We start from the raw sequence: 13,650 nt of genomic DNA, 5'->3' as shown, positions 1-13,650 counted from the left end.
CCTTTCGATATTATATGAAATAAACAAGAGAAGGATGCCAGTGGAAAACGAGTGAAGAGGCTGTTGAAAAGAACTAAGAGAAGATGAAGGAAGAGTTAGCAGATATAATAACGTATGCACTTTTGTTTGCTAAGAAACTAATATTGATGTTGTGAGCGCAGTACATCAAAAATTAACTAATAATGAAGAGAAATATCCTGTGGAGAAGTCATTCGGGACTCTAGGGTTTTTTCTTCAGTGTAGTGGCTTTCACCTAGCTTCACTGAGTATCAATCAAACGTAAACTTTCTAAATTCCACGTTTGTTTCTAACATAGGGAACAATTGACTTTGTATATACATATTTTATACAATGATAACTCGACTGAAATTTTAGAAAGCTTAGGGGGGGAGTATCATAATGAGCACAATATATGAAGAGGAATTAAAGAGATTGCAGGAAGTTTTATCTACACTGGATGACCGAATACACAAGCTAGAAAGTATTCCAGTTTATCATGGAGATAACTATACCGAGCAAGTTCTTGAAAGTATGAGGGAGTTAAATCGGCAAAACTTACGAATTGGTGTACAGGAGCCATACTTTGGTCGGTTAGATTTTAGGGAGGATGGCCATTTAGAGCCAAATCCATTATACATTGGGAAAGTTGGTGTTTCGGATGAGGCAGCCAAGAAACCAATAGTGATTGATTGGCGTGCACCAGTTGCGAGTATGTTTTATTCTTTCAATGGAGGAGAAGAACTGGCTTTTTATCAATCGCCTGATGGATTGGTAGAAGGAGAAGTCTATTTAAAAAGAAATATAGCCATTCGTAAAAGAGAACTAGAGCGTGTGGTGGATACGTATATAAAAGGTAGTGAAGATGTATCCCTGACAGACGAATTTCTCTTATACCGATTAGGTGAAAATAAAGATAATAAATTAAAAGATATCGTTTCAACGATACAATCTGAGCAAAATGAAATTATCCGAGCTGAGAAAAATATACCGTTATTGATTCAAGGGGTTGCAGGGAGCGGAAAAACAACTGTCGCTTTACATCGCCTTGCTTTTTTAATCTATGAATATCGTGAACAGCTACAAGCAGATAGAATGATCATTTTCGCACCAAACAGTTTGTTTTTAGACTATATTTCTGGTGTACTTCCTGAACTGGGAGTAGGTAATATTAAACAAACTACTTTTCCAGAGTGGGCGTTACGTCTCTTAGATAATGCGGTGAAATTAAAACAACCAGAAGAAAAGTTGAAAGAAGCTTTTTCAATTAATCGTGACAATCATAAAGTGATGCTCGATAAATTGAAGGGGTCAATCAAGTTTAAGTCATTTATTGAAACAAGTCTCATTCAATTTGAAGAAAATCTAGTACCAACAACGAATCTCGAACTTTGGGATCAAGCTGAGATAACAGTAGATGAAATTAAGAAGTGGTTATTGGTTGAATATAAGCATTATCCATTAACAAAGCGCAGGGAACGATTAGTTGCACGAATCAAGCGTTGGATAGAGATAGAACTTAAAAAGGTCGAAGGAACTAATGAGAAAAAGCTACTGAAAAAAGAGGCTAATATAAGATTAAATGCATATATGAAGTTCTGGCCGAAAATAAGCGCTTTATCGTTTTATACATCCTTGATGAAACGAAAAGAAATAGTAGAACTACTGCCAGAAGGGCTTGTACGAGAAACAGAAAAGAATTGCCAAAAGAAAGAAGTAAATGTAGAAGATTTAGCACCACTCCTCTATATTCATCACCAATTAATAGGAATAGAGGGCAAACAAAAATTTCATCATGTTGTCATCGATGAAGCACAAGACTTTTCACCATTTCAAATTTATCTTTTAAAAGAGATTACACTGGGAAATTCTTTTACCATTTTGGGCGATTTGTCTCAAGCAATTTATAATTATCAAGGTATTGAGGACTGGAATGACTTTAAAGAATTGTTTCAAGAAACGGGTTATTATGAACTGACGAGAAGCTATCGTTCGACAAAGGAAATTATCGAATTTGCAAATGAGGTCATAAAGCATGCTGAAGTTCCAGTAGGTCTTGCAACACCAGTTTTTCGTAGTGGTGAAAAAGTGAAAGTGATTGCTACGGATGATCAAATTAACGAAGTCGTGAAGGTATTACAAGATTTAGGGAAAGGAAATCTCAAGACGATTGCGATAATAGGTAGAACAGACGCTGAATGCCGTTCGATACATGAAAAGTTACTAACTGCAGGGATTAATGCGAACGTCATTAAAGCAAATCAAAGTAAATACGCAGGTGGTATTTCAGTCGTACCGGTGTATTTAGCTAAAGGGTTGGAATTTGATGCAGTGCTACTTATCGATGTGGATGCAAGTCACTATAAAGATTCAAAGTATGATGCCAAATTATTATATGTAGGCTGCACGAGGTCTCTCCACGATTTACGTATTTTCTATTCTGGTGAAGCATCACCATTAATTCAAGGAATTCCAGAAGAATTTTATGAAAGTAAATAATAGATGTTGGAAGAGGATTACTCTGTGAGATGTTAGAGGGCCTCTTTTTTGCGTTATTTTAGCGAGAGTAGTTGGTCTTCTTGGAGAAACTGTTTAAAACCATGTCCACCTGTTACAAATTGTTGATCTAAGAATGATTTAATCTGTTCCATTGTCATGTCATCAATATTTTCTGTAAAAACTTTTGCAGTATCAAACTTACCTTTAATTAGTTTCATCATTTCAAACTTCCTCCTTTTTAACACCTATGTAACCATTCTAGTAAGGAGCAATAATCCCTTTTTCTTTAACGTAAATTTTATCAATCTTTGTCTAGCATTTTTATGGTAGCTAAAAACCTTCTAATTCAAAGGATAAGGATGAATTAGAAGGCTTTTCTATCAAATCATATATTATATCTAGGTTATGACTAATTTAGAACGGTATTTCCAACAAGAATAACTATTCAGACTGTTTAATAGTTTGCTTAAATAGTCGGAATAATAATCCTTAACTGCTATTCATTTAAAGAAACACTATTTCATCTTACTTTTTGTTTTCTCATCCATTGGGTTGCGACCCACTTCTCACCTGTTATAACTGGTGCTCCACCATGTAAAGTTAAATCGTTTATATTTTGATCATTATAAAAATACTCGAAGTAAACGGCCATCCCTTTTTTGGGTGTTACTGAAAAATTTAATTTAGGGAAGTAAGTTTCTCCACCTTCTTCTACATCATTTAAGTACATAACAAGTGTACTGATTCTATTATTGTTTGCTGCTTTACTAGTGGATGAAAAGAAATCATTATGAGCTCTATACTCTTGACCGGGTGTATATTGGAGTATTTGAAGGCCTTCTCCGTGTTCTATAGGTATATTCATGATAGAGGAGACTCTTTTTTCAACTCTCGCAACAATTTCATTTTCACTTTCTTCGAAAAACATACTACTACTTGTTCTTAGTTCATTTACTTCGCGTGACGCTCCAATTTTGGAACGATTCAATTTGTCCTTAGACAACCTGATTAATTCCTCGCACTCTTCATTACTTAATACATTACCCAATAGCACTATTAGTGGTTCCTCTAAACGAGTGACTATGTCAATCTCTCTATCTGTCATTATTTTGTTGCCAACGTGATCGAATATAGATTGCTCTTTGTTGTCCGTTATCAAGTGCAAATCTCCTCTTAGACTATTAAATTTTCAAAGCTAGTAAGTTATTATGTGAGAATATAATGCTAACGGTTAACTTTTCCTTAAAATATTTGAATTAAAAGGAATTAACTTATGCTCCTTTCTGGAATTAATTTCAATATATTTTATCATACTATTTTTATATATCGCAAATATGAGAAAAGTAAAATAAGTTTTTGGAATAGTCATTAGTTGGGGAATTATTTCATCGGTGACCTTTAACTATTTTGTGATAATGTATTTAAGAGGAGGGATACCCATGAAATGCGGTGCAAAGTGTTTTACTGTGGAGGCTGAAATAAATGGCAAGATGCAATCGATACCCGTGACAGCGAGGACTTCTATTCAAGCCAGAAAAGCTTTATCTCTAGAGTATGGCAATGAAATAAAGATTATTGCAGTGAAGGCTGATCCTGTTACTTAGGAAATTAATAGAAGATAAAAAAAGCACCTTTTCCTGCATATACATGGAGGGAAAGGTGCTTAAAATGTAATTTTAGTATACTTGGAAAAACTACGTTTACTTAGCCGCGTATCATGTTTCGACCACCATTAACTGGGATAGTTTGCCCGTTAATGTAGCTTGATGCATCAGAAGCTAGGAATACCATAACTGGTGCCATATCGCGATCTACGTCGCCCATTTCACCTTTCATCGGTACTTTTAAACGCTCTGCTTTTAAGAATGCTTCACGAGCATCTGGCTCTAAGCTATCTAAATATTGTTGGTACATAGGTGTTTTCATAGTTGGGTTTACACAGTTCGTACGGATATTGTATTTAATCGCCCACTCGTATGCAATTGTACGCGACCAAGAAAGTACTGCACCTTTAGAAGCTGCATATAGAGCGGAGTTTGCCATACCAGCTAATGCTGCGTCTGAAGCGAAGTTAATGATGGCAAATTCGCCTTCTTGACGTGCCATAATTTTGCAAGCTGCCTGGTTTGTGAAAATGGTACCGTTAATATTTACATCCCAAACAAATTTCATTTCTTCTGGTGTATAATCTTCTGCAGTATTAATTTTTTCGACTCCAGCTATATGTGCAAGAACATCTAATCCGCCCATGTCCTTAGAAGCTTGTTCGAACACAGCGAATACTTCATCGCGATCAGAGACATTACAGTGATAGTATGTAGCTTTTCCTTCGCCAAGTTTGTTCGCTTCTTCCACAACTTTTAACCCTAGTTCATCTTGAATATCCAACACTGCCACTTGAGCCCCTGCTTTTACATAACCACGAACTGTACCTGCAGCAATACCCATGGATCCACCAGTTACAATAATACGTTTATCTTTTAATTGCATAATAAAGCAGCCCCTATCATTTTATAGTTGTTTCTATATAAATTATAAAAAGCCAGTAACATAAATTCTACTATCGAAAAATGAAGTGTGTAACCTATTTTGTAACAGTTTATAGAAAGTGTAACCTTTGGTAGCTAGTATAAATGATTAAAAGCTGGAATTGTCCATTTCTCATACATTAAAGCCATTTCTTTAGGATGAATTATCATACCATCATTTATCCATTTCTTCAGGATCATCGTGTGAGAAGCTGCATAAAAGTAGATAGAATATTCTTTTGCATGGTCGGGTATATCTAAATTCCCCACTCTTTCGGAAATCATGTCGCTTGTATGATCAAGTATTAAATCCAAGAATGAGTTTTGACCTGTAAACAAACTTACTCTTGTGTAAAATAATCGGTCCTCATAAAATTGCTCATAAAGCCAACTAATGATTGTTACGGAGGGGAATTCAAAAGACTTAGATAGCTTAAACAATTGAGTCATTGGTTGAATAATATTTAAGAAAACGATATGGTCCACAATATCGTTTTTATCCTTGAAGTATTGATAGAAGGTTTTTCTAGAGATGCCCGCAACTGTACTAATTTCTGCTACAGATATTTTTTCGAAATCTTTTTCAGTCACTAATTTTTTGAAAATAGTAATGATTATGTCGTAAGTCTTAGATTTTTCCTTGTAGATTCTATTGTTTAAATCCTCTAATTTAAGTTGCCATTTATTATTTTTAATCATCTTCATTCCTCTTTATAAAGAATTTAATAATCATATTCTATCATTGATTTGCGAAAACAAAATGTGTCTATACGCAATCGTTGACCATTAAAAAACCCTTCGAAGATGGTACACTAAATCCAATACTTACATTCGGAGGTAACGGACATGAGCGGAAGATCAGAAGATAGAATGGTAAAGGAAATAATTTTAGATAATAGGTTAATAAAAGTAAATCATTATGAACAAGAAAAAATAAATGGTTTACACCAAATTTCAATAGTGTTTGACGTAACAAGTGAAGATTATCATGATATTGCGACTTTACTGTATAAGGGTACTTTTGAAGTTACTGTTCCAGACGCAGTATTATTTTTCCGGGGAACTATTAGGAATTACTCAACTTCCATTACTAACTTATATGAGCAAGGGCAAGTGGGCGAATATAAATTGACTTTGCTGGAGACGGAGATATAAGAAGGGGGCTTAAAGATGAAGTTAAGTATTCTGGATCAATCGCCGATTTCATCCAATCAAACAGCTCAAGAGGCTTTAAAGGATTCGTTGAAGTTAGCACAAGTTGGAGAGTCGTTAGGGTATTCTCGCTATTGGGTTACGGAACATCATGATTTACCTGGCTTAGCAAGTTCGGTTCCAGAAGTGATTTTAAGTTATATTGGAGCAAATACTAGTACAATTCGAATCGGCTCGGGAGCTGTGTTATTGCCTCATTATAAACCGTTCAAAGTGGCAGAAATTTATAATACACTTGCTACATTATTTCCTAATCGTATCGATGTAGGTATAGGACGTGCACCGGGAGGATCAGCTGAAGCAACCAATGCTTTATCGGATAATTATTTGCAAAATGTTTATAAGATGCCTAGTTTAGTGAAGGATTTACTGCATTTCCTAGATGATGATTTTCCGGCTGACCACGAGTACTCGAAAATCTCTGCGTCTCCCATTCCGTTAGTAGCACCAGTACCTTGGCTTCTAGGGACTAGTAAAAAAAGTGCTTTGCTCGCTGCAGAAAATGGGATGGCCTATACATTTGGGCAATTTATGAGTGACAATGATGGACCGTCCATTATTCAGGAATATCTAGAAGCTTTTACTCCTCGGAAACAAGGACAAACAGCGCAAGTGATGATAACTGTTTCTGTTATTTGTGCGGAAACAACGGAAAAAGCAAATGAGTTATTGTTAAGTTCGCTCATATGGGAATTGCAGAAAGCTAAAGGGGGAGGACACAAAGGAATTCCATCTATTGAAGAGGCACAGCAATATAAATGGGATGACCGAGAAAAAGTTACGCTTGATAATATGAAAAAGAATATAATCATCGGTAATCCACAGGAAGTAAAAGAGAAATTAATCGACTTGCAAGCTTCCTATAAAGCAGATGAAATTATGCTAAGTACCATTACATATTCTGCTGAAGCGAGAAGAAACTCCTATAGACTAATAGCAAATGAATTACTTATTAATAATTAAACATGGGACAGCCCACACCCTAGGTCAAAGTTAAACACATGAAGACGAATTACTAAATAATGATGAAAATGCCCGTGAAGTATATAAACTTCACGGGCATTTTTTCGTTAGATGAGTTAGTGTATTGCTATAGATTAAATAATAGTGTATGATACCCAGTATAAGATAGTGTATGACACATAGTATACAGTAGTGAGGTGAAACATGGAAAAATTGTTAAGTTCATTAATAACTGAGTTACGTAGAGGAACATTGACACTTGCTGTATTGAGCCAGCTAAGAACACCTCAATATGGATACTCTTTGGTGCAATTACTAGAAAAGTCGAGTGTTTCTATCGACCAAAGCACTCTATATCCTTTGCTGCGGCGCTTAGAAAAACAGGAATTAGTCGAGAGCAGCTGGGATACAACGGAAAGTAGACCGAGAAAGTATTATGTATTAAGCGAATATGGAATTGAAATTTTGGAGCAGTTAAAAGCCGAATGGGAAAAATCTACGAAGGAACTTCAAAACTTATTAAAAGGAGATGTTGAAAATGAACCTGATTGATATATATATACAGGAAGTGACACGCAGGCTTCCTGAAAAAAGTCGTGATGATATTGCACTTGAATTAAGGTCAACTATTGAAGATATGCTCCCAGAAAATTACACAGAGAAAGAAGTAAAAGAGGTTCTAGGAAATCTAGGAAACCCGGCATCACTTGCAAGTGAATACTCAGATCGACCGATGTATTTAATAGGGCCCAGATACTTTGATACGTACATGACTCTTTTGAAAATCGTGATACCAATCGTGGCGATACTCGCATTTTTAGTTATTGTTGTGGAAAATGTCATTTCTTATAGTGGGGAAGAAGACATTGTTAACGGAATTATTAACGTAATCATTTTGATCCTAGGTCATGGTATTTGGGGTATGTTCAGTGCAGCAATGGAGACATTCTTTTGGATTACGCTTGTTTTTGCCATTTTGGAACGCAAGGATACTTCAAAAAGCAAATCACCACTCACACCGGGTTGGACAGAATGGACACCTGATGATTTAAAAAGCATATCGCTTATTTCGAAAGAGAAGAAAATTTCCACTGGAGATATATTTGGTCACCTGTTGTGGATTGCTATTTTTATTTCAGTTTACTTTAATGCTGGTCACTTACTAGGTGTTTATGAAAAAGTACAAGGCAAAATAGAGTTAATCACCCCTACATTTAATCAGGAAGTATTACATTCGTATTGGCTAATTGTAATAGTTGCGTTAATAATAGAAATTGCTTTTGTATTTTATAAACTTATCCTTCGTCAATGGACATCTAAATTGGCAATTATGAATACGGTAAGAAATATAGTTTCTACCATAGTATTTATCATCGTTATTAGTAATGATCAACTTATAAATGAAGAATTCTATATGTATTTAGAGGATTTGTGGCAGTTATCATTTGAGCTTAAAAACTTATTTATCATTATTTTAATTGTATTTTGGTTATTTTTAAGCATTCTAGATATCGTACAAGGATTTAGAAAAGCAAATACGAAATAACAGGAATTTGGTTATTTGTAGTAACGCTCACATAAGTAAGGAACATTCACGTAGCGACAACTAGCTACAGGCATCCATCTATAAGGATGCTTTTTTTCTTTGTCCTACATGGATTACTGCTTACTTTTTTGTGAAGAACAAGGAGAATTAAAAAAAGGTGTGCGTTATTCCAGTTAAAAATAGCATCTAAGACCCCGCGTTTCAAACCTTCAAATTATTATATTTGGAGGTTTTTTTGATGGAACGTTATTTAAGGGGAAATACATTTCATAAAGATAATATTGTTAAAGCTTAAAAAGCAACTGTAGATATTTATTATTAAAAATTATCTAAAAATATATATTGACAGGAGGTTAAAATAACATTAAATTTAAATGAGAATGATAATCAGTCTTATTTCATTGCATATAATTATATTTAAGTATTAATAGAAATTATACTTTTTAATAAGAGTTGATAATTTTATAGAAGAGGAAGGGTTACATATGCAAAACAAAAAATCTTTATTACTAATGCTTGCAATGGCTTTTTTTGCAGTTTTAGTATTAGTAGGATGTTCAGATGATTCAACAACTGAAGAAGTAGATAAAAAGGATTCAGATACTTCAACTGAAACAGCAGCAAAAACAGAAACAGAATACCCAATGACAATTAAACACGCTTTAGGAGAGGCAGTACTTGAAAGCAAACCTGAGCGTATTGTAACTATACAATGGGCAAACCATGATATCTCTTTAGCCCTAGGTGTTGTGCCAGTTGGTTTTTCAGCTGCAAACTTTGGCGTTCAAGATGATAGTGGTTTACTACCATGGACAAAAGAAAAATTAGATGAACTTGGAGCTACAGATCCAAACGTGTTTCAAGATACAGATGGGTTAGATTTTGAAGCGATTTCAGATGCAAATCCAGACGTTATCCTTGCTGCATACTCAGGTATTACAGAAGAAGAATATGAAACATTAACACAAATTGCACCAGTTGTAGCATATCCAACATCAGCATGGACTACTACATGGCGCGAGCAGGTTGAATTGAATGCGGCAGGTATGGGGATGAAAGAAGAAGGCGAACAACTGATTAAAGATACGGAAAATTTAATCGCTGAAAAATTAAGCGCTTATCCACAAATCGAAGGTAAAAAAGTTGTGTGGGTGAATTTCTCTGCGCAGGATTTATCGCAATTACACATTTATACACCAGTGGATTCACGTGTAGCATTTTTAGAAGAATTAGGGCTAACGGCTCCTGAAAGTATTTCATCATTAATCACAGATCCAAAAAGTTATTCATTAAACTTAAGTACGGAAAATGTAGAAGCGTTGTTTGATGCAGATATTATCGTAGGATATGGTGATGAGGAATTGTACAATACCATTAAAGCAGATCCTTTACTTGGTAAAATTCCGGCTGTTGAAAGAGGTTCTGTAGCATTTATCACAAGTGATACACCATTAGTAGCGGCAGGAACTCCAAACCCACTTTCAATCGCGTATACGATTGACGAGTATTTAGAACTAATCGGAGGAGCTATAGACAAGATCAATGAATAGCACCACTGATTCCAAAAAGAAGCAATTAGATTTACATTTGCCAAAGCATTTTACGCTCATTTTGGTGATTGCAATCATCTTGTTGATTGTTAGCATCGTCTCCTCGCTTATGTTAGGGGCAAGGGTTGTAAGTTATCAAGAGCTGATGGACGGCTTATTTTATACAAACCAAGATTCTTATGGAGCCAACGTAGTGCGCAAACGAATTTCCCGCACGGTCTTTAGTTTGTGCTGTGGTGTTGCTTTAGGAATTGCAGGTGTGTTGATGCAAGCCGTAACACGTAATCCATTAGCAGACCCTAGTATTTTAGGGGTAAACACAGGTGCCACGTTATTTGTTGTAATAGGTATTACACTTTTTAACATTACAACTGCAGGGGAATATATTTGGTTAGCTTTAATAGGAGCGAGCATTACAGCAGTTTTCGTGTTTGGAATTGGTTCCATGGGGCGTGGTGGTGCTACACCTATTAAGTTACTCCTAGCAGGAGCTGCAACTAGTGCAGCTCTTTCTTCGCTTGTCACCGCAATTATTATTCCGAGCGCTTATGCTCAGGATCAGTTTAGATTTTGGCAAGTGGGAAGCGTTGGATCAGGAAATTGGGATTCTATCAAGATTTTCCTCCCGTTTCTTATCGTTGGGCTTTTAATAGCGTTTATTTCCGCACCTGCTTTAAATGCATTAGCCTTAGGGGATGATGTTGCGACTAGTCTAGGAGTACGCCCTGGTGTATTACGTGCTTTTGCCATCATTGCCGGTGTTGTTTTATGTGGGGCTGCTACTGCTTTAGCAGGTCCAATTGGATTTATCGGTCTGTTGGCAACACACGCTATGCGTTTTGTTATTGGACCAGATTTACGCTTTTTAATACCGATGTCGGCATTAGCAGGAGCCATCATTTTGACGTTTTCAGATGTTGTTGGTCGACTGATTGCTAGTCCAGGAGAGCTTGAAGTTGGTATTCTAACTGCGTTTATTGGTGCACCTATACTTATCATATTAGCTAAGAAATCGAAAGTGCGGTCATTATGAAAAATCAACCTGTTGAAGTTAATTTTATTATGCAAGGGATGCGTCAGAGAAGACGGAGATGGCTTTTTGTTACGACGCTCCTCGTCATTTTAGCTGTAGTACTTAGTTCTGCTATGTTGCTGCTCGGCAATACAATTTATCCAGTACATATTGTTGTGCGGACCCTATTGGGCGAAGAGATTTCTGGAGCCAATTTTGCGGTGAATACAATTCGACTTCCACGAATGCTCGCAGGGGTATTTGCAGGATTTGCTTTTGGTGTTGGAGGCTATGTCTTCCAAACGATGCTGCGAAATCCATTAGCAAATCCAAATATTTTAGGGATTACATCGGGCTCAAGTGTAGCAGCAGTATTTTGTATAACTGTATTGCATACGAGCAACTCGACTATATCTATTGCAGCCGTCATTGGTGGTTTAGCAACGGTAATTGTTATGTATTTATTAGCTCGCGGGGGAACATTTTCCATCGGTCGCATAATCATTATCGGTATTGCGATTCAAGCTATGTTAGATGCTGTCATTTCTTTTTTACTCCTGAAGAGTGCTCAACAAGATATTGCTGGAGCAATCAGATGGCTTGGAGGCAGTTTGAATGGCTCCAAAATGAGTGAGTTGCCTCCATTAATAATCGTTGTATTACTTTTCACGCCAGTAATTATTATATTTGGGAAGCAATTAGGCATTTTAGAGCTTGGTGAGCAAATGGCTTCTTCCCTAGGTGTTTCAACCGATAGACTACGGATTATTCTAATAGTCAGTTCTGTCTTTATGATTGCAATTGCTACAGCAACAACGGGACCAATTGCTTTTGTATCATTTTTAGCAGGGCCAATCGCAAATCGACTAGTTGGTGTTAGCTCATCTAATATTCTTCCAGCAGGGTTAGTAGGGGTCAATCTTGTTCTAATTGCCGATCTTATTGGACAATTTGCATTTGAATATAGATTTCCTGTAGGTGTTATCACAGGATTACTAGGGGCACCATACTTAATATATTTACTAATCCGTATGAACCGAAAAGGAGAATTGTAATGGGGAACACACACAGTTTTCGAGCCGATAAATTGTTTTCCGGCTATGACAATAAAACAATTATTCAAGGAATTGACCTTGAAATACCTAAAAATAAAATAAGTGTAATTATTGGTGCAAATGGTTGTGGAAAATCTACACTTCTTAAAACGATAGCAAAGCTCATAAAGCCCTCAGAAGGTGATGTAACGCTTGACGGAAAAGCGATAAACAAATACCCACCTAAGCAGTTAGCACGGATATTAGGTATTCTTCCTCAATCACCTGTTGTACCGGAAGGAATTACAGTTGCCGATTTAGTTGGAAGAGGAAGGTTTCCGCATCAATCCTTGTTTAGTGGATGGTCTAAGAAGGACTATGAGGCAGTTGAGGAAGCAATGGATTTTATGAACATTACGGAGTTTGCTAATCTTGATATTGACGAGCTATCCGGTGGTCAAAGGCAGCGAGTTTGGATAGCCATGGCTCTTGCACAGCAAACGGATATTTTACTACTAGATGAACCAACAACATTTCTAGATATCACCTATCAAGTAGAAATTTTAGATTTACTAACAAGCCTTAATGAAAAGTATGGGACTACCATCGTTATGGTGCTGCATGATATCAACTTATCTGCTCGTTATGCAGATTATATCTTTGCGCTCCATAAAGGTGAGCTTGTCGCAGAAGGAAAACCTTCGGACATCATAACAAGTGACTTAGTAAAATCTATTTTTGACTTGAATTGTGTTGTGATCCAAGATCCAATTTCCGATACACCTTTAGTTATACCTAAAGGCCGCTACCATGTAAAAAGTTAAATTTACGAGTGAACAGTCCTTATGACGATGTTTTGTTCATCCTTATTTTCGAAATGATGTAATTTAAATATAAGTGAGAAGACCAGAAAAACTAACTTCTGGTCTCAGTTTGACGACAAAGGTATTTTTATAAACGGGCATGAATAGTAAGAAATGTTCCTAAGGATGTTTATTCATCCTATTAAAAGTAAGATATTGAATACTCAATCCGAACTGTTTATAAGGCAAGGTCCACCACGAAGACTCCAGTGGGAATAGCTTGAGCTGAAGACCCCGCAGGAACGTAGTGACGAGGAGGCTGAAGCCAAGCCCACGGAAAGCGAAGTGGTGGACCTTGCCGAGTTTAATATCCAACTCTATACACCTAAAATTGAGTTTGTCTACAATCTGAGACCAGAAGAACTAACTTCTGGTCTTTTTTGTTTTCTTAATGATTAATCAATTTTAAAGGTTATCTACTAAATCAATTGACGAGGTCAATAATC

At 36.2% G+C, this 13,650-nt stretch carries 14 protein-coding genes; 10 read left to right on the top strand and 4 right to left on the bottom strand.

Going from position 1 to position 13,650, the window contains the following annotated elements:
• The first annotated feature begins 399 nt into the window (after window positions 1–399).
• Window positions 400–2,496 carry a HelD family protein gene (locus MKX53_RS13060; RefSeq protein ID WP_340911791.1) on the top strand — a complete coding sequence of 699 codons (2,097 nt, stop codon included), beginning with the start codon at window positions 400–402 and terminating at the stop codon, window positions 2,494–2,496.
• Between the two features lie 53 nt (window positions 2,497–2,549).
• Here the strand turns inward: MKX53_RS13060 and MKX53_RS13055 are convergent, their stop codons facing one another.
• Both MKX53_RS13055 and MKX53_RS13050 read right to left on the bottom strand, forming a co-directional pair.
• Window positions 2,550–2,717, bottom strand: a complete 168-nt coding sequence (locus MKX53_RS13055; protein WP_340911789.1) for a hypothetical protein — start codon at window positions 2,715–2,717, stop codon at window positions 2,550–2,552.
• A 299-nt stretch (window positions 2,718–3,016) separates the two neighbouring features.
• Window positions 3,017–3,601: a 2OG-Fe(II) oxygenase gene (locus tag MKX53_RS13050; RefSeq protein ID WP_093537820.1), complete on the bottom strand. Its 585-nt coding sequence runs from the start codon at window positions 3,599–3,601 to the stop codon at window positions 3,017–3,019.
• 334 nt (window positions 3,602–3,935) lie between these two features.
• Between MKX53_RS13050 and MKX53_RS13045 the strand changes: the two genes are divergently transcribed.
• Window positions 3,936–4,100 carry a hypothetical protein gene (locus MKX53_RS13045; protein WP_340911786.1) on the top strand — a complete coding sequence of 55 codons (165 nt, stop codon included), beginning with the start codon at window positions 3,936–3,938 and terminating at the stop codon, window positions 4,098–4,100.
• A 100-nt stretch (window positions 4,101–4,200) separates the two neighbouring features.
• Here the strand turns inward: MKX53_RS13045 and MKX53_RS13040 are convergent, their stop codons facing one another.
• Together MKX53_RS13040 and MKX53_RS13035 are read right to left on the bottom strand one after the other, a co-directional pair.
• Window positions 4,201–4,986: an SDR family NAD(P)-dependent oxidoreductase gene (locus MKX53_RS13040; protein WP_340911783.1), complete on the bottom strand. Its 786-nt coding sequence runs from the start codon at window positions 4,984–4,986 to the stop codon at window positions 4,201–4,203.
• Between the two features lie 134 nt (window positions 4,987–5,120).
• On the bottom strand, window positions 5,121–5,723 hold the full coding sequence (locus MKX53_RS13035) for a TetR/AcrR family transcriptional regulator (protein ID WP_340911780.1): 603 nt from the start codon (window positions 5,721–5,723) through the stop codon (window positions 5,121–5,123).
• 171 nt (window positions 5,724–5,894) lie between these two features.
• Between MKX53_RS13035 and MKX53_RS13030 the strand changes: the two genes are divergently transcribed.
• The 8 genes from MKX53_RS13030 (at window position 5,895) to MKX53_RS12995 (ending at window position 13,165) form a co-directional block, all read left to right on the top strand.
• Window positions 5,895–6,179, top strand: a complete 285-nt coding sequence (locus MKX53_RS13030) for a DUF3219 family protein (RefSeq protein WP_340913351.1) — start codon at window positions 5,895–5,897, stop codon at window positions 6,177–6,179.
• 15 nt (window positions 6,180–6,194) lie between these two features.
• On the top strand, window positions 6,195–7,199 hold the full coding sequence (locus MKX53_RS13025; RefSeq protein WP_340911778.1) for an LLM class flavin-dependent oxidoreductase: 1,005 nt from the start codon (window positions 6,195–6,197) through the stop codon (window positions 7,197–7,199).
• A gap of 204 nt (window positions 7,200–7,403) precedes the next feature.
• The gene (locus MKX53_RS13020; protein ID WP_340911777.1) at window positions 7,404–7,751 is read left to right on the top strand and encodes a PadR family transcriptional regulator; all 348 of its coding nucleotides are present in this window, start codon (window positions 7,404–7,406) and stop codon (window positions 7,749–7,751) included.
• Window positions 7,738–8,745 carry an HAAS signaling domain-containing protein gene (locus MKX53_RS13015; protein ID WP_340911774.1) on the top strand — a complete coding sequence of 336 codons (1,008 nt, stop codon included), beginning with the start codon at window positions 7,738–7,740 and terminating at the stop codon, window positions 8,743–8,745. Before MKX53_RS13020 ends, MKX53_RS13015 begins: the two co-directional genes overlap by 14 nt.
• A gap of 485 nt (window positions 8,746–9,230) precedes the next feature.
• Entirely contained in the window at window positions 9,231–10,295 is a 1,065-nt protein-coding gene (locus MKX53_RS13010) for an iron-siderophore ABC transporter substrate-binding protein (RefSeq protein WP_340911771.1), read from the top strand.
• On the top strand, window positions 10,288–11,328 hold the full coding sequence (locus MKX53_RS13005) for a FecCD family ABC transporter permease (RefSeq protein WP_340911770.1): 1,041 nt from the start codon (window positions 10,288–10,290) through the stop codon (window positions 11,326–11,328). The genes MKX53_RS13010 and MKX53_RS13005 overlap by 8 nt, the downstream gene beginning before the upstream one ends.
• Entirely contained in the window at window positions 11,325–12,362 is a 1,038-nt protein-coding gene (locus MKX53_RS13000) for a FecCD family ABC transporter permease (RefSeq protein ID WP_340911766.1), read from the top strand. Before MKX53_RS13005 ends, MKX53_RS13000 begins: the two co-directional genes overlap by 4 nt.
• The gene (locus MKX53_RS12995; RefSeq protein ID WP_340769834.1) at window positions 12,362–13,165 is read left to right on the top strand and encodes an ABC transporter ATP-binding protein; all 804 of its coding nucleotides are present in this window, start codon (window positions 12,362–12,364) and stop codon (window positions 13,163–13,165) included. The genes MKX53_RS13000 and MKX53_RS12995 overlap by 1 nt, the downstream gene beginning before the upstream one ends.
• Window positions 13,166–13,650: the final 485 nt, after the last annotated feature.

Origin of the sequence: Psychrobacillus sp. FSL K6-4615 (assembly GCF_038008225.1) — a bacterium.
GTDB classification, from domain to species: Bacteria; Bacillota; Bacilli; order Bacillales_A; family Planococcaceae; genus Psychrobacillus; species Psychrobacillus psychrotolerans.
This window is presented reverse-complemented; position numbering and strand designations above follow the sequence as displayed.